Origin of the sequence: Streptomyces sp. NBC_01142, assembly GCF_026341125.1 — a bacterium.
Taxonomy (GTDB): domain Bacteria; phylum Actinomycetota; class Actinomycetes; order Streptomycetales; family Streptomycetaceae; genus Streptomyces.
The window spans coordinates 726,180-745,707 of record NZ_JAPEOR010000002.1 but is presented as its reverse complement, the minus strand read 5'-3'; the positions used below and the strand labels follow the sequence as shown (position 1 = coordinate 745,707).

Genomic DNA, 19,528 nt, shown 5'->3' with positions numbered 1-19,528 from the left:
TAGGAGTCCTGCACATATGAAGACGATCGACGAACTTCTCGCCGAAGGGGTCGCGGGCAAGCGGGTATTCGTCCGCGCCGACCTCAACGTGCCGCTCGACGGCACGACCATCACCGACGACGGCCGTATCCGAGCTGTTGTGCCGACGGTCGCCAAGCTCGCCGAGGCGGGTGCGCGCGTCATCGTCGCCTCCCACCTGGGCCGCCCCAAGGGCGCTCCGGACCCGGTGTTCTCGCTCGCCCCGGCCGCCGCGCGGCTCGGTGAACTCCTCGGCGCCGATGTCGCGTTCGCGACCGACACCGTCGGCGAGTCCGCCACCTCCGTCGTCGCGGGCCTCGCCGACGGCCAGGTCGCCGTCATCGAGAACCTGCGCTTCAACGCCGGCGAGACGTCCAAGGACGACGCCGAGCGCGGCGCGTTCGCCGACCAGCTCGCGCAGCTCGCCGATCTTTACGTCGGCGACGGCTTCGGAGCCGTACACCGCAAGCACGCCTCGGTCTACGACCTCCCCGCCCGGCTGCCGCACGCCGCCGGATACCTCATCGCCACCGAGGTCGCCGTCCTGAAGAAGCTCACCGACGCCGTCAACCGGCCGTACGTGGTCGTCCTCGGCGGCGCCAAGGTCTCCGACAAGCTGGCCGTCATCGACCAGCTGCTCGGCAAGGCCGACCGCATCCTGATCGGCGGCGGCATGGCGTACACCTTCCTCAAGGCCCAGGGCCACGAGGTCGGTATCTCGCTGCTGCAGGAGGACCAGATCCCGACCGTCCGGGAGTACATGCAGCGCGCCGAGAAGAACGGCGTCGAGCTCGTGCTGCCGGTCGACGTCCTGGCCTCGGGCGAGTTCCCGGACCTCAAGACCAAGGCCCCGGCCGACTTCATCACGGTCGACGCGGACAAGATCCCCGCCGACAAGGAGGGCCTGGACATCGGCCCGAAGACGCGAGAGCTGTTCGCGTCGAAGATCATCGACGCCGAGACCGTCTTCTGGAACGGCCCCGTCGGCGTCTTCGAGCACCCCGACTACGCCGGGGGAACCAAGGCCGTCGCCCAGGCGCTGCTCGGCAGCCACGGCTTCACCGTCGTCGGCGGCGGCGATTCGGCCGCGGCCGTTCGCACGCTGGGCTTCGACGAGAACGCATTCGGCCACATTTCCACCGGCGGTGGCGCCAGCCTCGAGTACCTCGAGGGCAAGACGCTCCCCGGCCTCGCCGCACTGGAGGACTGACCCCCTGATGACTGATATTGCCAAGGGCCGTTTCCCGCTCATGGCGGGCAACTGGAAGATGAACCTCAACCACCTCGAGGCCATCGCGCACGTCCAGAAGCTCTCCTTCGCCCTGGCGGACAAGGACTACGACGCCGTCGAGGTCGCCGTTCTGCCGCCCTTCACCGACCTGCGGTCCGTGCAGACCCTGGTCGACGGTGACAAGCTCAAGATCAAGTACGGCGCCCAGGACCTCTCGGCGCACGACTCCGGTGCGTACACCGGTGAGATCTCGGGCCCGATGCTGTCCAAGCTGAAGTGCACCTACGTCACCGTGGGCCACTCCGAGCGCCGGCAGTACCACGCCGAGACGGACGAGCTCTGCAACGCCAAGGTGAAGGCGGCCTACCGGCACGGCCTGACCCCGATCCTCTGCATCGGCGAGGGCCTGGACGTCCGCAAGGCCGGCAATCAGGTCGAGTACACGCTGGCGCAGCTCGACGGCGGACTCAAGGACATCCCGGCCGAGCAGGCCGAGTCCATCGTGATCGCGTACGAGCCGGTGTGGGCCATCGGCACCGGTGAAGTCGCCACGCCCGAGGACGCGCAGGAGGTCTGCGGCGCGATCCGCGGACGGCTCGCCGAGCTGTACTCCCAGGAGCTGGCCGACAAGGTCCGCATCCAGTACGGCGGCTCGGTGAAGTCCGGGAATGTCGCCGCGATCATGGCGCAGCCCGATGTGGACGGTGCGCTGGTGGGTGGCGCGGCGCTGGACGCCGAAGGGTTCGTCAAGATCGTCCGGTTCCGCGACCAGTAAGTATGCGGTAGCGCGGATCCGTCGTACCCTTGCGGGGGCCGAGTGAGCATGATGGAACATGCCGCCCGGCCCCCGTCGTCCGTATCAGTCCGAGGAAGTTGGTCCAGCCGTGATTATGGGGTTCTCGATTGCCCTGATCGTCTTCAGCCTGCTGATGATGCTGCTGGTGCTGATGCACAAGGGGAAGGGCGGCGGCCTCTCCGACATGTTCGGTGGCGGTATGCAGTCCTCGGTCGGTGGCTCTTCCGTCGCCGAGCGCAACCTCGACCGCATCACGGTAGTTATCGGTCTGCTGTGGTTCGCGTGCATTGTCGTACTGGGTCTGCTGATGAAGCTGGACAGCTGACCTGCAGCCTTCCCCGTTCCGAGGTGGGGGGTAACTCCAATCACTGGACGAGCGTTGGGCCTTACGTAGACTGGGGCACTCGCGGCGCAGCCGCTGTGAGACGCTGTGCAGCACCATCACGCAGGGAGTTACGACCGTGGCAAGTGGCAACGCGATCCGGGGAAGCCGGGTCGGAGCGGGGCCGATGGGCGAGGCTGAGCGGGGCGAGTCCGCGCCGCGCCTGCGCATCTCCTTCTGGTGCTCCAACGGGCACGAGACGCAGCCGAGCTTCGCCAGTGACGCACAGGTCCCGGACACGTGGGACTGCCCGCGCTGTGGGTTCCCCGCCGGTCAGGACCGGGACAGCCCGCCGGATCCGCCGCGCACCGAGCCGTACAAGACGCATCTTGCGTACGTACGCGAGCGGCGCAGCGACGCGGACGGCGAGGCGATCCTCGCCGAAGCGCTTGCCAAACTGCGGGGCGAGATCTAGACGCTGTGGTCCGGCCGGACACCTGAGGGTGACCGACCGGACTTTTTTCATCGACTGCCATCGGCACCCCGCCCGGCAGCGCCCTGCGCCGGGAGACCGCGGGAGGGCTGCGCCATCCTGCTGGCGGCCGCGCCTTTCGTCCCTGCCGTTGCGTCGCCGACCGGGCTGATCAATTAGGTTTGGATCTGCAGCGGGGCATGCAGGCAGGTACGAGAAGAAGTGGGCTGATGTCCGAGATGAACGCAGAAGGCCGTACCAGGCTCAATCAGTTGCCCGAATGGACTGCTCTCGGCAAGCACCGTGAGCAGCTGGCACACACGCATCTGCGGGAGCTGTTCGCAGCCGATACGGCGCGCGGCACCGGGTACACCCTCCGGGTCGGCGACCTGTACCTCGACTACTCCAAGCATCTGGTGACCGACGAGACCCTGACGCTGCTGCGCGAGCTCGCCGCGGCCACCGACGTTGCCGGGCTGCGGGACGCGATGTTCCGCGGCGAGAAGATCAACACCACCGAGGACCGCGCTGTTCTGCACACGGCGCTGCGCGCCCCGCGGGACGCCGTGATCGAGGTGGACGGCGAGAACGTGGTGCCGGCGGTGCACGCGGTGCTCGACAAGATGAGCGCCTTCTCCGACCGCATCAGGTCGGGGGAGTGGACCGGCCACACCGGCAAGCCCATCAAGAACGTGGTGAACATCGGTATCGGCGGCTCCGATCTGGGACCCGCGATGGCGTACGAGGCACTGCGCTCCTACACCGCGCGCGATCTGACGTTCCGTTTCGTGTCGAACGTCGACGGGGCCGATCTGCACGAGGCCGTACGGGACTTGGACCCGGCCGAGACGCTCTTCGTCATCGCCTCCAAGACCTTCACCACCATCGAGACCATCACCAACGCCACCTCCGCCCGCGACTGGCTGCTCACCGGGCTGCGGGCCGGCCAGGACGCCGTCGCCAAGCACTTCGTGGCACTGTCGACGAACGCCGAGAAGGTCGCCGACTTCGGCATCGACACGGCGAACATGTTCGAGTTCTGGGACTGGGTCGGCGGGCGGTATTCGTACGACTCCGCCGTCGGCCTCTCCCTGATGATCGCGATCGGCCCGGACCGCTTCCGCGACATGCTCGCCGGCTTCCATCTGGTCGACGAGCACTTCCGTACCGCTCCGCCGGAGGCCAACGCGCCTCTGCTGCTCGGCCTGCTGGGCGTCTGGTACGGCGGGTTCTTCGACGCGCAGTCGCATGCGGTGCTGCCGTACTCCCACTATCTGAGCAAGTTCACCGCCTACCTCCAGCAGCTCGACATGGAATCCAACGGCAAGTCCGTGGACCGCGACGGCAACCCGGTGGACTGGCAGACCGGTCCGGTGGTCTGGGGCACGCCCGGTACCAACGGGCAGCACGCGTACTACCAGTTGATCCACCAGGGCACCAAGGTCATCCCGGCGGACTTCGTCGGCTTCGCCAAGCCGGTCGAGGACCTGCCGGCCGGTCTGGTTGCCCAGCACGATCTGCTGATGGCCAACTTCTTCGCGCAGACGCAGGCGCTCGCCTTCGGCAAGACGCCGGAGGAAGTGCGGGCAGAGGGCGTGCCCGAGAAGCTCGTGGCGCACAAGACGTTCCGGGGCAACCACCCGACGACGACGATCCTGGCGGAGGAGCTCACGCCGTCGGTGCTGGGCCAGTTGATCGCGCTGTACGAGCACAAGGTGTTCGTCCAGGGCGCCATCTGGAACATCGACTCCTTCGACCAGTGGGGCGTCGAGCTCGGCAAGGTCCTCGCGAAGAAGATCGAGCCGGTGCTGACCCGGGGCGAGGGCGGCGATCAGCTGGACAGCTCGACGTCCACACTCGCCGCCAGGTACCGGACGCTGCGGGGTCGCTGAGCCGATGGCGGAGGAGGGGGCAAGGCTGAGGCCGCCGAACAACACGCTGAACAAGCGGGTGCTCGGCTGGTGGCGGGTGCAGTTGCTGCTGACGGCCGCGGTTCCGGTGGCCGTGCTCGCCGTACTGGGCCTGCTCATCGAGCCGGCGCGGCTGTGGTTGCTGGTGCCCGCGGCGGTGCTGGCGGTGCTGGGCCTCGCCTGCACCCTCCTCCTCCCGATGTGGTGGTTCACGGTGCACCGCTGGGAGGTCACGGACGAAGCGGTCTACGTCCGCTCGGGTGCGTTCTGGCAGGAGTGGCGGATCGCGCCCATGTCCCGGATCCAGACGGTGGACACGATGCGCGGGCCGCTGGAGCAGGGATTCCGGCTGGCCACGGTCGTTGTCACCACGGCCTCCTCCAAGGGCGCGATCAAGATCGAGGGGCTCGATCACGAGCTTGCCGCGGAGCTCGCCGAGCGGCTGACCCGGATCACGCAGGCCACGCCCGGGGACGCGACATGAGCTCGGCCGAGTCGGAGTCCGTCTCTCCGGGCGCGTCAGTGTCCGGGGTGGAGGTGGAGGTAGCGGCGGAGGCGGCGGAGTGGCGGCGGCTCGACAGGCGCACCGTACTCGTCACCGCCGTCGTCATGGCGGGAGTGGCGGCGGGCGCCGGGCTGCCCACCGCCATCGGGCTCGCGGGCGGCATGCCGCTGTGGCAGGCGCTCGGCTGGGTGCTGGCCGGGGCCGTCCCGGTGGTCGCGGCGATCGCGGGCGGGGACTATGTGCGCTGGAGCAGGACCCGCTACCGCATAGGTCCCGAACGCGCCGAACTCCACACCGGACTGCTGCTGGTCCGGCGCCGTTCGCTGGCCCGTGAGCGCATTCGCAGTGTCGATCTGACGGCCAGCCCGCTGCTGCGGGTCCTCGGCCTGGTGAAGGTGCGGATCGGCACGGGCGAGCACACCGGCGGCGGGGCGTCCACGCTGGAGCTCGACGCCGTGACCAAGGCGGAGGGCGAGCGGCTGCGTACGGAGCTGCTGGCCCGGGCCGCGACCGCTCCCGGCGGGACGCACCAGGAGGGCGTGCTCGCCGCGCTGGACCCGTCCTGGATCCGGTACGCGCCGGTCTCCTTCGTCGCCCCGCTGCTGGGCGGCGCGGCGGCCGGGGCCGTGATGCAGGTCAGTGAGTGGTTCGGCGCGCAGGGCCGGGTCATCGAATGGGTGGGAGACCGCTTCCAGGACACCCCGGTCGTCCTGATGATCGTGGTGCTGGTCGTCGCGGCAGGGGTCGCGGGCGTCGTCGGTGCGCTCGGCCTCTGGATCGAGATGTGGTGGAACTACCGACTGGAGCGAGAGCCCGGCGGGACGCTGCGGGTGCGGCGGGGCCTGTTCACCACGCGCTCGATCTCCATAGAGGAACGGCGCCTGCGCGGAGTCGAGATGGTCGAGCCGCTGGGCGTACGGCTGTTCGGCGCGGCCCGGGTGGACGCGGTGGCCACGGGGCTCACCGAGGAGGAGGGGGGCCGGCAGGCCGACCTGAAGGTGCTGCTGCCACCTGCCCCGCGGGCGGTCGCGGAGGAGGTGGCCGCGCAGGTCCTGCGTGAGCCCGCGGCCCCGACGAGCACGGCCCGTCTGACCGCCCATCCACCGGCCGCGCGTACCCGCCGACTGCGGTGGGCGGTGACGGCCGTGCTGCTCCTGGTGGCCGTGCCGGCGGTCCTGGGTGCCCTGTTCACGCCCGTCCTGCTGTACATCGCGGCGGCCTGTGCGGCCGTGGGCCTGCCGGTCGGGGTGATCCTCGCACTCGACGCGTACCGCAGCCTGGGCCACGGCATCAGCGGCGCCTATCTGGTCGCCCGCTCGGGCACGGTCCGCCGGGCGACGGTCGCGCTGCAGCGGGGCGGGGTGATCGGCTGGACGGTGAAGCAGTCCTGCTTCCAGCGCCGCTCGGGCCTGATCACGCTGAGGGCGACGACGGCCGCGGGTGCGGGGGCGTACGACGTGTACGACGCGGCGGAGGGGGAGGGCCTGACGTTCGCGGCGGAGGCGGTACCGGGCGTGCTGGAGCCGTTCCTCGTCCGGGGCGACGGCACGTCGGGAGGCGATCTCGTCGGGGACGGCGCGACGATCCCCGTATGACCGCATCGGGCCACTCGGGCACGCCCGCAGACGCCGCGGCCCGGTCCGCCCCACTGGGCGACCGGGCCGCGGCGCACAACTGTCGGGTCAGGCCGACGCCGGCGGATAGAGCTCACGCGGCAGCTGTGACGCCGCCGCCGCGTCCAGCAGCCACAGCGTCCGGCTGCGGCCGTACGCTCCCGCCGCCGGAGCCTGGATCTCCCCCGCGCCGGAGAGCGCGATCTTCGCCGCCTTCGCCTTGTCCTCGCCCGCCGCCAGCAGCCACACCTCGCGTGCCGCCCGGATCGCCGGGAGCGTGAGCGAGATACGGGTCGGCGGCGGCTTCGGCGCGCCGTGGACGCCGACCACGGTGCGGTCCTTCTCGCGGACTGCCGGGAGCTCCGGGAAGAGCGAGGCGACATGCGTGTCGGGGCCGACGCCCAGCATCAGGACGTCGAACGTCGGCACCGGGCCGTGGTTCTCGTGGCCCGCCGAGGCGGCGAGCTCGGCGGCGTACGCGGCAGCCGCCGCGTCCGCGTCCTTGCCGTACTCACCGTCCGACGCCGGCATCGCGTGCACCCGGGCGGGATCCACCGGCACGCTGTCCAGCAGGGCCTCGCGGGCCTGCGTGACATTGCGTTCCGGGTCGCCCTCCGGCAGGAACCGCTCGTCGCCCCACCACAGGTCGAGACGCGTCCAGTCGATCGCGTCCCGGGCCGGTGACGTCCCGAGGGCGGCCAGCAGGGCGTTGCCGTTGCGGCCGCCCGTCAGGACCACCGAGGCGGAGCCGCGCGAGGACTGGGCGTCCACGATCCTCGTGATCAGCCGGGCCGCCGCGGCCTGTGCCATCAGCTCCTTGTCGCGGTGGACGACGAGTTGCGGAGCACTCACTTGGCCGCCGCCTTCTTGGCCGGGGCGGCCTTCTTCGCGGCGGCGGACTTGGCGTCGGACGCGGAGCCCGACCGAGAGCCCGACGGGGACCCGGACGTGGACCCCGACTCCTCGGACGTGTCCTTCCCCGCACCGTCACCCAGCCGGTCCACGCCGAACCGCAGCGCCGACGCATAGGTGTCGTCCGGGTCCAGCCGCCGCAGCTCCTCCGCGATCAGCTCGGCCGTCTCACGCCGCTTGAGCGCGACCGCCCGGTCGGGCTGCCCCTGGATGGACAGCGTCGCCAGCGAGCCGTCCGCCCGGTCCAGCACGATCGGACCGGAGCTGGTCTCCATCCGTACGGCCGTCAGGCCGGGACCGGAGGACAGCGACCGCTTCACCGGCACGTTCAGCCGGTCGGCCAGCCACATCGCGAGCAGCTCGCAGCTCGGGTTGAACTCCTCGCCCTCCACCTCCACCGAGGTGACCTCGCAGGTCACCTGGTCCAGAGCGGCCGCGAGCATCGAGCGCCAGGGAGTGATGCGGGTCCAGGACAGGTCGGTGTCGCCGGGGGTGTAGGCCTCCGAGCGCGCCGCCAGCTCGTGCACGGGCTGCTCGGCGGCGTACGTGTCCGTCACCCGTCGCTGGGCCAGCGAGCCGAGCGGGTCGTTCGTCGGGTCGCTCGGCGCGTTCACCGGCCACCAGGCGACCACCGGCGCGTCGGGCAGCAGGAGCGGCAGCACCACCGACTGGGCGTGGTTGATGACCTCGCCGTACAGCCGCAGGACGACCGTTTCGCCGGTGCCCGCGTCAGCGCCCACCCGCACCTCGGCGTCCAGGCGTGGCTTCGCCCGGTCGCGCGGCGAACGCGAGACCCGCTTGATGACGACGAGCTTTCGCGAGGGGTGCTCGCGGGACGCCTCGTTGGCCGCCTTCAGCGCGTCGTAGGCGTTCTCCTCGTCGGTGACGATGACAAGGGTGAGGACCATGCCGACGGCCGGCGTGCCGACGGCGCGGCGTCCCTGCACCAACGCCTTGTTGATCTTGCTGGCCGTGGTGTCCGTAAGGTCGATCTTCATGGCCGACGCCAGCTCCGTCCGTCTCGTGCGAGCATTTCGTCCGCCTCGGCCGGACCCCAGGTGCCGGCCTGGTACTGCGGCGGCTTGCCGTGCTTGTCCCAGAACTTCTCGATCGGGTCGAGGATCTTCCAGGAGAGCTCGACCTCCTCCACACGCGGGAAGAGGTTGGAGTCGCCGAGCAGGACATCGAGGATGAGGCGCTCGTACGCCTCGGGGCTGGACTCGGTGAAGGACTCGCCGTAGGCGAAGTCCATCGAGACGTCCCGCACCTCCATCGAGGTGCCGGGCACCTTCGAGCCGAACCGCATGGTCACGCCCTCGTCCGGCTGGACGCGGATGACCAGGGCGTTCTGGCCCAGCTCCTCCGTGGCCGTGTGGTCGAAGGGGGAGTGCGGGGCGCGCTGGAAGATCACCGCGATCTCCGTGACGCGGCGGCCGAGCCGCTTGCCCGTACGGAGATAGAAGGGGACACCCGCCCAGCGGCGGTTGTCGATCTCCAGCTTGATCGCGGCATAGGTGTCGGTCTTCGACTTGGGGTCGATGCCGTCTTCCTGGAGATAGCCGACGGCCTTCTCGCCGCCCTGCCAGCCGGTCGCGTACTGTCCGCGCACCGTGCTCCTGGACAGGTCCTTGGGCAGCTTCACCGCGCCCAGCACCTTTGTCTTCTCGGCCGCGAGCGCGTCCGCGTCGAAGGAGGCGGGCTCCTCCATCGCGGTCAGCGCGAGCAGCTGGAGCAGGTGGTTCTGGATGACGTCACGGGCGGCGCCGATACCGTCGTAGTAGCCGGCGCGGCCGCCGATGCCGATGTCCTCGGCCATGGTGATCTGGACGTGGTCGACGTACGACCGGTTCCAGATCGGCTCGAAGAGGGTGTTGGCGAAGCGCAGCGCCAGAATGTTCTGGACGGTCTCCTTGCCGAGGTAGTGGTCGATCCGGAAGACCTCGTTGGACGGGAAGACCTCGTGCACCACCTGGTTGAGCTCCTTGGCGGAGACCAGGTCGTGGCCGAACGGCTTCTCGATGACCGCGCGGCGCCAGGAGCCCTCCTTCTGGTCGGCGAGCCCGTGCTTCTTGAGCTGCTGGACGACCTTGGGGAAGAACTTCGGCGGCACGGAGAGATAGAAGGCGAAGTTGCCGCCGGTGCCCTGCTTCTTGTCGAGGTCCTCGATGGTCGACTTCAGCTGCTCGAAGGCGTCGTCGTCGTCGAAGGTGCCCGGGACGAAGCGCATCCCCTGGATGAGCTGCTGCCAGACCTCCTCGCGGAACGGCGTACGGGCGTGGGCCTTGACGGCGTCGTGGACCTCCTGCGCGAAGTCCTCGTCCTGCCACTCGCGGCGGGCGAAGCCGATGAGTGAGAAGCCCGGCGGCAGTAGTCCGCGGTTGGCCAGGTCATAGACAGCTGGCATCAGCTTCTTACGTGACAAATCGCCCGTGACGCCGAAGATGACCAGGCCCGACGGCCCCGCGATACGCGGGAGCCGTCGGTCTGCGGGGTCACGAAGCGGGTTGGCTCCGCTAAGACCGGACAAGTTGGTCAGCCCTTCGAAGGAGCGAGGCGCTTGAGCTCGGCCTCGGTCGAGTTGAGCAGGTCGTTCCAGGACGTCGCGAACTTCTCGACGCCTTCGTCCTCGAGCAGCTGCACGACATCGTCGTAGGAGATCCCGAGCTTCTCGATGGCGTCGAGGTCGGCGCGGGCCTGCTCGTACGTGCCGCGCACCGTGTCGCCGGTGATCCGGCCGTGGTCGGCGGTGGCATCGAGGGTGGCTTCCGGCATGGTGTTCACCGTGCCCGGGGCGACCAGGTCGTCGACGTACAGCGTGTCCTTGTACGCCGGGTCCTTGACGCCGGTCGAGGCCCACAGCGGGCGCTGCTTGTTGGCCTGCGCCTTGTCGAGCGCGGCCCAGCGGTCGCTGCTGAAGACCTCTTCGTACGCCTCGTACGCGAGGCGGGCGTTGGCCAGGGCCGCCTTGCCGCGGGCCTCCTTGGCCTCCGGGGTGCCCAGGGCGTCGAGCCGCTTGTCGATCTCGGTGTCCACACGGGACACGAAGAAGGACGCCACGGACTGGATCTTGGAGAGGTCCAGGCCGGCGGCCTTCGCCTTCTCCAGGCCGGCCAGGTAGGCGTCCATGACCTCGCGGTAGCGCTCCAGCGAGAAGATCAGCGTGACATTGACGCTGATGCCCTTGCCGATGACCTCGGTGATCGCCGGCAGGCCGGCCTTCGTCGCCGGGATCTTGATGAGCGTGTTGGGGCGGTCCACCAGCCAGGCGAGCTGCTTGGCCTCGGCGACCGTGGCCGCCGTCTTGTGGGCCAGCCGCGGGTCGACCTCGATGGAGACCCGGCCGTCCTGGCCGCCGGTGGCGTCGAAGACCGGCCGCAGGATGTCGGCGGCGTCACGGACGTCCGCCGTCGTGATCATGCGTACGGCTTCCTCGACGGTCACCTTGCGCACGGCGAGGTCGGCGAGCTGCTGCTCGTAACCGTCACCGCTGCTGATGGCCTTCTGGAAGATCGAGGGGTTGGTGGTGACGCCCACGACGTGCTGCTGGTCGATCAGTTCGGCGAGGTTGCCGGACGTGATCCGCTTGCGGGACAGGTCGTCCAGCCAGATCGCGACGCCTTCGTCGGAGAGGCGCTTGAGTGCGTCTGTCATGAGAATTGCATCTCCTACTAGTCGTATACCGGCGTCAGCGCCCGGCTTCCAGCTCACTAACGGATTCAAGCGAGTCCCGGGCGGCGGCGGCCACGTTCTCGGCAGTGAAGCCGAACTCGCCGAAGAGGACCTTGCCGTCGGCCGAAGCGCCGAAGTGCTCCAGCGAAACGATGCGTCCGGCGTCGCCGACGAAGCGGTGCCAGGTCAGACCGATACCGGCCTCGACAGCCACGCGCGCCTTGACGGACGGCGGCAGCACGCTGTCCCTGTACGCCTGGTCCTGCTCCTCGAACCATTCCACCGACGGCATCGAGACCACCCGGGTCGGGACGCCCGCGGCCTGGAGCTGCTCGCGCGCCCCCACGGCCAGCTGGACCTCGGAGCCGGTGCCGATGAGGACGACCTGCGGCGCCGCGGTCTGCCCTTCGGGCCCCTCGGCGTCGAACAGGACGTAACCACCCTTGGCCGCATCCTCGTTGGCCTCGTACGTCGGCACACCCTGGCGGGTCAGCGCCAGGCCGTGCGGGGCACCCTTGCCGAACTCCTTGGTGTAGCGCTTGAGGATCTCGCGCCAGGCGATGGCGGTCTCGTTCGCGTCGGCCGGCCGGACGATGTTCAGGCCCGGGATCGCACGCAGCGAGGCCAGGTGCTCCACCGGCTGGTGGGTCGGGCCGTCCTCGCCGAGACCGATCGAGTCGTGCGTCCACACGTACGTCACCGGCAGGTGCATCAGCGCCGAAAGCCGCACGGCGTTGCGCATGTAGTCGGAGAACACCAGGAAGGTGCCGCCGTAGATACGGGTGTTGCCGTGCAGCGCGATGCCGTTCATGGTCGCGGCCATGGCGTGCTCGCGGATACCGAAGTGGATCGTGCGCCCGTACTTGTCCGCGCCCGGCAGCGGGTTGCCCTCGGGCAGGAACGACGACGTCTTGTCGATCGTCGTGTTGTTCGAGCCCGCCAGGTCGGCGGAGCCGCCCCACAGCTCGGGAATGACCGCGCCCAGCGCCTGCAGGATCTTGCCGGAAGCGGCGCGGGTGGCAACGCCCTTGCCGGTCTCGAACTCCGGGAGCTTCTCCTCCCAGCCCGCGGGCAGCTCGCCCGAGCGGATCCGGTCGAACTCCGCGGCGCGCTCCGGGTCGGCGGTGCGCCATGCGGCGAACGTCTTCTCCCACTCGCCCTTGGCCTCGCGGCCGCGGTCGAGCGCCTCACGGGTGTGCCCGAGGACCTCGTCGGAGACCTCGAAGCTCTTCTCCGGGTCGAAGCCCAGAACACGCTTGGTGGCCGCGACCTCCTCGTCGCCGAGCGCCGAGCCGTGCGCGGCCTCGGTGTTCTGCGCGTGCGGGGCGGGCCAGGCGATGATCGAGCGGGCCGCGATGAAGGAGGGGCGCTCCGTCTCGGCCTGCGCCGCCTTCAGGGCCTGGTACAGGCCGGCCGGGTCGAGGTCGCCACTGGGCAGCTGCTCGACGCGCTGGACGTGCCAGCCGTACGCCTCGTACCGCTTGAGTGTGTCCTCGGAGACGGCCGTCTCCGTGTCGCCCTCGATGGAGATGTGGTTGTCGTCCCACAGCAGCACCAGGTTGCCCAGCTTCTGGTGCCCGGCCAGCGAGGACGCCTCCGCGGAGATGCCCTCCTGGAGGCAGCCGTCACCGGCGATGGCCCAGATGGTGTGGTCGAACGGCGAGGTGCCCGGAGCGGCGTCCGGGTCGAACAAGCCGCGCTCGTAGCGGGAGGCCATGGCCATGCCCACGGCGTTGGCGACACCCTGGCCGAGCGGCCCGGTCGTCGTCTCGACGCCCGACGTGTGCCCGTACTCCGGGTGGCCCGGGGTTTTCGAACCCCAGGTCCTGAACGCCTTCAGGTCGTCGAGCTCCAGGCCGTACCCGGCCAGGTAGAGCTGGATGTAGAGGGTCAGCGACGAGTGGCCCGCAGAAAGGACGAACCGGTCGCGACCGGTCCAGTCCGGATCGGCGGGGTCGTGCCGCATCAGCTTCTGGAACAGCACATACGCGGCAGGGGCCAGGCTCATTGCCGTACCCGGATGGCCGTTGCCGACCTTCTGTACGGAATCCATGGCCAGGACGCGGACGGTATCGACTGCCCGCTGGTCCAACTCGGTCCACTCGAAGTCTGTGGTGGTCGGCTTGGTGCTCACCCTGAGTCAGGGCTCCTCTCCACATGTCGAATCCCGGTGACTGTGGGCGCACCGGGCGTTGTCGAGCCTACCCCCGCGACAACGCGCATCCTTTCGAGCGGTTGATCAGCTACTGCCAGGGTGCCGCCACCGCGTGGTCTTCGCCTGTCGGCGGTGTATACGCACGCCCTGCCGCCACTGCTCAACACGAGCCCACCCCCGCGAAGAACGGCGTCTGGGCAACGTCTAGAGTGGCGTGGTACGCGCAAGTCTTTACCGGGCCTTCACTCCGGGAGCTTGCTGGGATTTTCTCTGTCAGGGGTGTGCGTGACGGCCGTCGAGTCCCGACCCGCAGGGGTCGTCTTGACTCCCAGCCCGGGGGGCCATCGGCCGTTCGGGGCCCGCGTCAAGGCATTCGTGGCGCTGACCAAGCCGCGGATCATCGAGCTGCTGCTGATCACCACCGTTCCGGTGATGTTCCTGGCCGCGCAAGGTGTTCCCGACCTCTGGCTCGTGCTCACGACGTGCATCGGCGGGTACCTCTCCGCCGGTGGAGCCAATGCGCTGAACATGTACATCGACCGCGACATCGACGCCCTGATGGACCGTACGTCGCAGCGCCCCCTGGTCACCGGAATGGTGTCGCCACGGGAGGGCCTGGTCTTCGGTCTCATCCTCGCCGTGGTCTCCACGCTCTGGTTCGGCCTGCTCGTCAACTGGCTGTCCGCGGCGCTGTCACTCGGGGCGCTGCTCTTCTACGTCATCGTGTACACGATGCTGCTGAAGCGCCGTACGTCGCAGAACATCGTCTGGGGCGGCATCGCCGGCTGTATGCCGGTCCTGATCGGCTGGTCCGCCGCCACCAACTCGATGTCGTGGGCGGCGGTCATCCTCTTCCTGGTCATCTTCTTCTGGACGCCGCCGCACTACTGGCCGCTGTCGATGAAGGTGAAGGAGGACTACGCGCGCGTGGGCGTGCCGATGCTCCCCGTCGTCGCCTCCAACAGGGTGGTGGCCCGCCAGATCGTCCTCTACAGCTGGGTGATGGTCGCGGTCTCGCTGCTGCTGACACCGCTCGGCTACACCGGCTGGTTCTACACCGCGGTGGCGCTGGCGACGGGCGGTTGGTGGCTCTGGGAGGCGCACTCCCTGCAGAACCGGGCCAAGGGCGGTGCGACGGGCGCCAAGCTCAAGGAGATGCGGCTCTTCCACTGGTCGATCACCTATGTGTCGCTGCTCTTCGTGGCAGTCGCGGTGGACCCCTTCCTGCGGTAGCGGATTCCGGCCCTCCGGCGGCGTCGGCGAGCTAGGGCTGGGGCACCCACGCCCGCTGGGCGTAGGAGGGACGGTCCGGGGCGGGTGCCCCAGTGGCCCACACCACGTGACCCCGACGTCGCCAGAGCGCCCTACCCGCGAGTAGCATCCTGCCCATGGCAGACACCAAGCAGGCAGAGCGCAAGGCGGCCAAGCTCGCCAAGCAGATCGGCGCCTTCTCCAAGGCGCACGGCGGCGCCGAGGGGCAGCTCGCCTACATAGGCCAGATCGGCACCCGCATCGTGCTCGTCGGCGAGGACGGCGGCTGGGGCGACCTCGTCGCACCCACCCACGCGATCGCCGAGCAGGCCGCCGAGAAGGCTGGGATCACCCTCCACGAGTCGTTCGACGGCGAGTTCGCGGCGAAGGTCCGCACCGGTCCGTACGAGTGGACGCGGATGGCGGGCATCCAGGTCGGCGGCCCGTCCAACGGCTGAGCAACACCTCGCACGGGGCTCACCCGTTAGGACTGTGGAAGCACGCACGGTTCACGACTGGGAGCCCGGATGATCGACACCCCGACCCTCGTGGACCAGTACTGCCACGGAGTGCTGCGTACGGAACTCGGCCTCGGCACCTTCGAGGCGCATCTGGGCAGGACCACCGGGCCACCCGCGGCGGGCACCACCTTCTTCGACACCCAGACCGGCTTCGCGGTACGGCGCTGGTGCCCGCCACTGCTCGGCCTGGAGCCGCACTGCCCGCCCGCCCGCTACCTCGCCCGCCGCCGCGAGCTCGGGGTGCTGGAGGCGGGCAGACGGCTGCTGCGAGGGAGCGGGATCTCCACCTATCTGGTGGACACCGGGCTGCCGGGAGATCTCACCGGACCGCCCGAGATCGCCGCGGCGGGAGCCGCCGAGGCGCGCGAGATCGTACGTCTCGAACTCCTCGCCGAGCAGGTCGCCGACACCTCGGGGACCGTCGAGAGCTTCCTCGCGAACCTCGCCGAGGCCGTGCACGGGGCCGCCGGATCCGCTGTCGCCTTCACCTCCGTCGCCGCCGTCGGCCACGGGCTCGCCCTCGCCCCCGAGCCGCCGGGCCCCGGCGAGGTGCGCGGAGCCGCAGGCCGCTGGCTGGCCGGGCGGCAGGTCGGTGGCAAGCTCACCGATCCCGTACTGCTGCGGCATCTGCTGTGGATCGCCGTCGCCTCGGGGCTGCCGCTGCAGCTCCACGTCGGCGTCGAGGACCCGATGTTGCTCACCGGCTTCGCCGCGGCCACCGCGGGTCACAGCATCGATCTGGTGCTGCTGCACGGCTATCCGTATCACCGGCACGCCGCGCATCTGGCGAGCATCTTCCCGCATGTGTACGCCGATCTGGGGCCCGCGCTCGTGCACACCGGGGCGCGGGCCGCCGCAGTGCTCGCGGAAATCCTGGAGCTCGCGCCGTTCGGGAAGCTGCTCTTCTCCAGCGGCGCGCACGGGCTGCCCGAACTGCATGTGGTGGGGGCCCGGATCTTCAAGGAGGCGCTGGCGCGGGTGCTCGGCGGCTGGGTGCGCGACGGCGCCTGGGCGCGGACGGACGCGGAACGCGTCGCCACCATGATCGCGGCGGGCAATGCCCGCCGCGTCTACGGACTGTCAGGCATGCGCTAGCGCCGGGTCGCTCTGGGCCGGGATCCCGGCATTCGACTCCGGACGCTCGCGCAGGCTCAGCGCGAGCCGCACCACCGCGATCCACATCAGGGCGGAGCCGAGCATATGGACGCCGACCAGGACCTCGGGCACCTGCGTGAAGTACTGGACGTAGCCGACGGCGCCCTGGGCGAGCAGCACGATCAGCAGGTCGCGGGCGCGCGCCCGGGTGTCGTCGGGGGCGTCCACGACCCGCAGCACCAGCCACATCGCGACAGCCAGTGCACAGACGACCCAGGCGGCGACCGCGTGGACATGCGCCGCGTCCGCCCAGTCCCACGGCATGCGCGGTACGTCACTGCTGTCGCCCGCGTGCTTGCCCGAACCGGTCACCGAGGTGCCCAGCACGATCAGTACCGCCGAGGTGGCGACGATCGCCCAGGACAGCTTGCGCACCGGGCGCGGGACGCGCGGGCGGGGAGCGCCGTCGCCCTCACGGACGCGCTGCCAGGTGATCACGCTGACCGTGAGCAGGGCGTTGGCGAGCAGGAAGTGCCCGGCCACCGTCCACGGGTTGAGGCCCGCCCAGACCGTGATGCCGCCGACGACGGCGTTGCCCATCACGATCCAGAACTGACTCCAGCCGAGCCGGGTGAGATTGCGCCGCCACGGCTTGGTGGACCGGGCCGAGATGATCGCCCAGCCGACCGCGGCCGACAGGACGTACGTCAGCATCCGGTTGCCGAACTCGATCGCCCCGTTGATGCCCTGAGCGGGCGTCGCGAAGAGGCTGTCGTCCGTGCACTTCGGCCAGGTGTCGCAGCCGAGGCCGGAGCTGGTCAGCCGGACCGCGCCGCCGGTGACGATGATGACGACGGTCATCACGACGGCGGCGAGCGCGGCGCGCCGGAGGATCCGCGGAGTCGGAGTCCAGCGCTGGGCAATGAAGGCGAGCGGGTTTCGCATGGCTTGAGCGACGTCGGCTCGGGTCAGCTTGGGCACGCGCTCTATCGTAGGCGGGCGTTTGTGCGCGTTTTCACGAGGGGGGTCCGGGGTGCCCCGGGAGGCACGGTCACGAACCGGAAGGCACGGTCACGAAGGTGTCCGGTGCTCCCGCGGTGCCGGTTGCGGCGGCGCGTGCGTCCGCCGGAAGCGCGAGCCGTCGAGATGGTCCTCCTCCTCCCACCAGACGGCGATCCGCCAGTGCACCGACGGCGGCGGCCGGTCGGGCGAGTGCAGGAACGCGTCCGTCAGCTCGGCCGCGACCGCCTCCGCGCTGCGGTCCGCCACCGCGTCCATGCCACGCCACGGGTACCCCATCGGGGTCCAGTCCCCGTCGGCCTCCCGGATGTCGAAGCGCCACACCGCCCGCCAGGAGTGCGCCCGCAGGATCCGGCGGACCTCCGCGACATCGAGGCGCAGCCTCGCGGCGATCGGCTCCGGCTCCACACCCTCGATCCGCGCCGCCACGACCGCGAGCGGCAGCAGCCGCGCCGGAAGCAGATCCCGCTCCCGCAGATGCGTCAGCCCGCTGTCGAAGGGGCAGCGCCGCAGTCGGCGCTCCAGCTGGTCGCCGAGATGCTCCAGGGTTGCGCCATGCGCCGCTGCGTGCGGATCGGGCGCGGACCACAGGGCGCGGAACTCCCGCTCCGCCCGTACGGCCCAGGCCGCCGCCTCCACCGGATGCCCCAGCTCCTCCAGCCGGTCGCCCAGGAAGACATGGGCCTGAGCGAGACCCTCCCGGTTGCGCGGATCCGACTGGTCCATGCCCTTCCAGACCTCGATCGCCCGACGGGTGCCCGCCAGGGCGGCAAGACCGTCCTCCCGGACGTCGGGCGACGGCTGGTCGCCGTCGGGGTGAAAGGCATAGCGGGGCAGGCCCAGCTCGTCGCTGAGCGGCTCGGCCAGATAGACGGCCCGGTTGATCAGCGCCCCGGCGTACAGGCGGGCGTGCTCCTCGTCATGCCTGGCCGACTCCTCACAACGGCGGATCGCCTCGTCGACGGCGGACAGCGCGTCCGCGCGCCGGCCGGTGTCGAAGTGGTGCCGCGCCAGATCGCCGTACCGCAGGCTCAGCTTTGCGGTGAGCGTGAGATCGTCCACGGCGTGCGGTGCGAGTGCGGCAATCAGGTCCTTCAGCATCCGCTCGCGTGCCCGGGGGGAGGCTCCGGCTCTGCCGGACCTGACCTTCGCCCACTCCGCGTCCAGACGCAGTGCGGCAGTCCGCTCCATCCAGGCCTCCCACCGTACGGATCTTGGCAGGCTCATCCTGGCGCGTGGGTCACTCCCAGCGGAAGAGCCGGGCGGCCGCGCCGAGTCCCAGCACCGCCCACACGGCAAGGATTCCGAGATCGCCCCAGGGCACTCCCGCGCCGTGCTGGAGCACATCGCGCAGCCCGTCGGAGAGCGCCGAGATCGGCAGCAGAGCGAGCACCGACTGGGCGCCGTCCGGGAACCTGTCCAGCGGCACGATCACCCCGCCGCCCACCAGGAGCAGCAGAAAGACCAGGTTGGCGGCGGCCAGGGTCGCCTCGGCCGACAGCGTGCCGGCCATCAGCAGACCAAGGCCGGAAAAGGCGGCGGTGCCGAGGACGAGCAGCAGGAGTACGGAGACAGGGCTGCCGTGCGGGGACCAGCCGAGCGCGAAGGCGATGACGGTCAGCAGCGCGATCTGGAGGACTTCGGTGACCAGGACGGAGAGCGTCTTCGCGGTCATCAGGGCCCAGCGGGGGATCGGCGAGGCGCCGAGCCGCTTGAGGACTCCGTACCGCCGCTCGAAGCCGGTCGCGATGGCCTGGCCGGTGAAGGCGGTGGACATCACGGCGAGAGCGAGGACCCCCGGGGCCAGGAAGTCGACGGCCTTGCCGTCACCCGTGTCGACGACATCGACCGTGGAGAACAGCACCAGCAGCAGCGACGGGATGATGACGGTGAGCAGCAGCTGCTCGCCGTTGCGCAGCAGCATCTTCGTCTCGAAGGCGGCCTGCGCCGCGATCATGCGGTGCAGCGGTGCGGCGCCGGGCTTCGGCGTGTACGTGCCGACGCTCATGAGCGCAGCTCCTTGCCGGTCAGCTCCAGG

At 70.1% G+C, this 19,528-nt stretch carries 18 protein-coding genes; 10 read left to right on the top strand and 8 right to left on the bottom strand.

Annotated elements, in window-relative coordinates; translation table 11 throughout:
- The first annotated feature begins 16 nt into the window (after positions 1-16).
- The 7 genes from pgk to OG883_RS20805 all read left to right on the top strand — a co-directional run bounded on the left by pgk (position 17) and on the right by OG883_RS20805 (position 6,849).
- On the top strand, positions 17-1,228 hold the full coding sequence (pgk, locus tag OG883_RS20835) for a phosphoglycerate kinase (protein WP_266543066.1): 1,212 nt from the start codon (positions 17-19) through the stop codon (positions 1,226-1,228).
- Between the two features lie 7 nt (positions 1,229-1,235).
- On the top strand, positions 1,236-2,024 hold the full coding sequence (gene tpiA, locus OG883_RS20830; protein WP_266543064.1) for a triose-phosphate isomerase: 789 nt from the start codon (positions 1,236-1,238) through the stop codon (positions 2,022-2,024).
- A 115-nt stretch (positions 2,025-2,139) separates the two neighbouring features.
- Entirely contained in the window at positions 2,140-2,370 is a 231-nt protein-coding gene (secG, locus tag OG883_RS20825; protein ID WP_266543062.1) for a preprotein translocase subunit SecG, read from the top strand.
- Between the two features lie 136 nt (positions 2,371-2,506).
- The gene (locus OG883_RS20820) at positions 2,507-2,842 is read left to right on the top strand and encodes an RNA polymerase-binding protein RbpA (RefSeq protein ID WP_079110552.1); all 336 of its coding nucleotides are present in this window, start codon (positions 2,507-2,509) and stop codon (positions 2,840-2,842) included.
- Between the two features lie 236 nt (positions 2,843-3,078).
- On the top strand, positions 3,079-4,731 hold the full coding sequence (gene pgi / locus OG883_RS20815) for a glucose-6-phosphate isomerase (protein ID WP_266549266.1): 1,653 nt from the start codon (positions 3,079-3,081) through the stop codon (positions 4,729-4,731).
- A 4-nt stretch (positions 4,732-4,735) separates the two neighbouring features.
- Positions 4,736-5,233 carry a PH domain-containing protein gene (locus OG883_RS20810; RefSeq protein ID WP_266543058.1) on the top strand — a complete coding sequence of 166 codons (498 nt, stop codon included), beginning with the start codon at positions 4,736-4,738 and terminating at the stop codon, positions 5,231-5,233.
- Entirely contained in the window at positions 5,230-6,849 is a 1,620-nt protein-coding gene (locus OG883_RS20805; protein ID WP_266543057.1) for a PH domain-containing protein, read from the top strand. The genes OG883_RS20810 and OG883_RS20805 overlap by 4 nt, the downstream gene beginning before the upstream one ends.
- Positions 6,850-6,936: 87 nt before the next feature.
- On the opposite strand, the gene pgl is transcribed toward OG883_RS20805, so the two are convergent.
- The 5 genes from pgl to tkt are packed head-to-tail and all read right to left on the bottom strand — an operon-like array spanning position 6,937 to position 13,582.
- Complete coding sequence (gene pgl / locus OG883_RS20800; protein ID WP_266543052.1) at positions 6,937-7,719, bottom strand: 6-phosphogluconolactonase; 783 nt, start codon at positions 7,717-7,719, stop codon at positions 6,937-6,939.
- Positions 7,716-8,777: a glucose-6-phosphate dehydrogenase assembly protein OpcA gene (gene opcA / locus OG883_RS20795; RefSeq protein ID WP_266543050.1), complete on the bottom strand. Its 1,062-nt coding sequence runs from the start codon at positions 8,775-8,777 to the stop codon at positions 7,716-7,718. The genes pgl and opcA overlap by 4 nt, the downstream gene beginning before the upstream one ends.
- Positions 8,774-10,306, bottom strand: a complete 1,533-nt coding sequence (gene zwf, locus OG883_RS20790; protein WP_266543048.1) for a glucose-6-phosphate dehydrogenase — start codon at positions 10,304-10,306, stop codon at positions 8,774-8,776. The genes opcA and zwf overlap by 4 nt, the downstream gene beginning before the upstream one ends.
- Positions 10,307-10,311: 5 nt before the next feature.
- Positions 10,312-11,430, bottom strand: a complete 1,119-nt coding sequence (gene tal / locus OG883_RS20785; protein WP_266543046.1) for a transaldolase — start codon at positions 11,428-11,430, stop codon at positions 10,312-10,314.
- A 34-nt stretch (positions 11,431-11,464) separates the two neighbouring features.
- The gene (tkt, locus tag OG883_RS20780) at positions 11,465-13,582 is read right to left on the bottom strand and encodes a transketolase (RefSeq protein ID WP_266543044.1); all 2,118 of its coding nucleotides are present in this window, start codon (positions 13,580-13,582) and stop codon (positions 11,465-11,467) included.
- Positions 13,583-13,888: 306 nt separating this feature from the next.
- Here tkt and OG883_RS20775 point away from each other — a divergent pair, with 306 nt between their 5' ends.
- From OG883_RS20775 to OG883_RS20765, 3 genes are all read left to right on the top strand, one after another.
- Positions 13,889-14,836 carry a heme o synthase gene (locus OG883_RS20775; protein ID WP_266543043.1) on the top strand — a complete coding sequence of 316 codons (948 nt, stop codon included), beginning with the start codon at positions 13,889-13,891 and terminating at the stop codon, positions 14,834-14,836.
- A 155-nt stretch (positions 14,837-14,991) separates the two neighbouring features.
- On the top strand, positions 14,992-15,312 hold the full coding sequence (locus OG883_RS20770; protein ID WP_266543041.1) for a hypothetical protein: 321 nt from the start codon (positions 14,992-14,994) through the stop codon (positions 15,310-15,312).
- Between the two features lie 69 nt (positions 15,313-15,381).
- Positions 15,382-16,470, top strand: a complete 1,089-nt coding sequence (locus OG883_RS20765; RefSeq protein ID WP_266543039.1) for an amidohydrolase family protein — start codon at positions 15,382-15,384, stop codon at positions 16,468-16,470.
- Here the strand turns inward: OG883_RS20765 and OG883_RS20760 are convergent.
- The 3 genes from OG883_RS20760 to OG883_RS20750 form a co-directional block, all read right to left on the bottom strand.
- Complete coding sequence (locus OG883_RS20760; RefSeq protein WP_266549263.1) at positions 16,456-17,415, bottom strand: heme A synthase; 960 nt, start codon at positions 17,413-17,415, stop codon at positions 16,456-16,458. The genes OG883_RS20765 and OG883_RS20760 overlap by 15 nt on opposite strands.
- 126 nt (positions 17,416-17,541) lie before the next feature.
- Positions 17,542-18,681 carry a hypothetical protein gene (locus OG883_RS20755; protein ID WP_266543037.1) on the bottom strand — a complete coding sequence of 380 codons (1,140 nt, stop codon included), beginning with the start codon at positions 18,679-18,681 and terminating at the stop codon, positions 17,542-17,544.
- Positions 18,682-18,730: 49 nt separating this feature from the next.
- Positions 18,731-19,498, bottom strand: coding sequence for an ABC transporter permease (locus tag OG883_RS20750; RefSeq protein WP_266543035.1), 768 nt, complete (start codon positions 19,496-19,498; stop codon positions 18,731-18,733).
- Between the last annotated feature and the right edge of the window lie 30 nt (positions 19,499-19,528).

What these genes read in the sequence shown, in the direction of transcription:
- pgk (WP_266543066.1), top strand. Translation starts at nt 17, where the DNA reads ATGAAGACGATCGACGAACTTCTCGCCGAAGGGGTCGCGGGCAAGCGG.
- tpiA (WP_266543064.1), top strand. Translation starts at nt 1,236, where the DNA reads ATGACTGATATTGCCAAGGGCCGTTTCCCGCTCATGGCGGGCAACTGG.
- secG (WP_266543062.1), top strand. Translation starts at nt 2,140, where the DNA reads ATGGGGTTCTCGATTGCCCTGATCGTCTTCAGCCTGCTGATGATGCTG.
- pgi (WP_266549266.1), top strand. Translation starts at nt 3,079, where the DNA reads ATGAACGCAGAAGGCCGTACCAGGCTCAATCAGTTGCCCGAATGGACT.
- OG883_RS20810 (WP_266543058.1), top strand. Translation starts at nt 4,736, where the DNA reads ATGGCGGAGGAGGGGGCAAGGCTGAGGCCGCCGAACAACACGCTGAAC.
- OG883_RS20805 (WP_266543057.1), top strand. Translation starts at nt 5,230, where the DNA reads ATGAGCTCGGCCGAGTCGGAGTCCGTCTCTCCGGGCGCGTCAGTGTCC.
- opcA (WP_266543050.1), bottom strand. Translation starts at nt 8,777, where the DNA reads ATGAAGATCGACCTTACGGACACCACGGCCAGCAAGATCAACAAGGCG.
- tal (WP_266543046.1), bottom strand. Translation starts at nt 11,430, where the DNA reads ATGACAGACGCACTCAAGCGCCTCTCCGACGAAGGCGTCGCGATCTGG.
- OG883_RS20770 (WP_266543041.1), top strand. Translation starts at nt 14,992, where the DNA reads ATGGCAGACACCAAGCAGGCAGAGCGCAAGGCGGCCAAGCTCGCCAAG.
- OG883_RS20765 (WP_266543039.1), top strand. Translation starts at nt 15,382, where the DNA reads ATGATCGACACCCCGACCCTCGTGGACCAGTACTGCCACGGAGTGCTG.
- OG883_RS20760 (WP_266549263.1), bottom strand. Translation starts at nt 17,415, where the DNA reads ATGCGAAACCCGCTCGCCTTCATTGCCCAGCGCTGGACTCCGACTCCG.
- OG883_RS20755 (WP_266543037.1), bottom strand. Translation starts at nt 18,681, where the DNA reads ATGGAGCGGACTGCCGCACTGCGTCTGGACGCGGAGTGGGCGAAGGTC.
- OG883_RS20750 (WP_266543035.1), bottom strand. Translation starts at nt 19,498, where the DNA reads ATGAGCGTCGGCACGTACACGCCGAAGCCCGGCGCCGCACCGCTGCAC.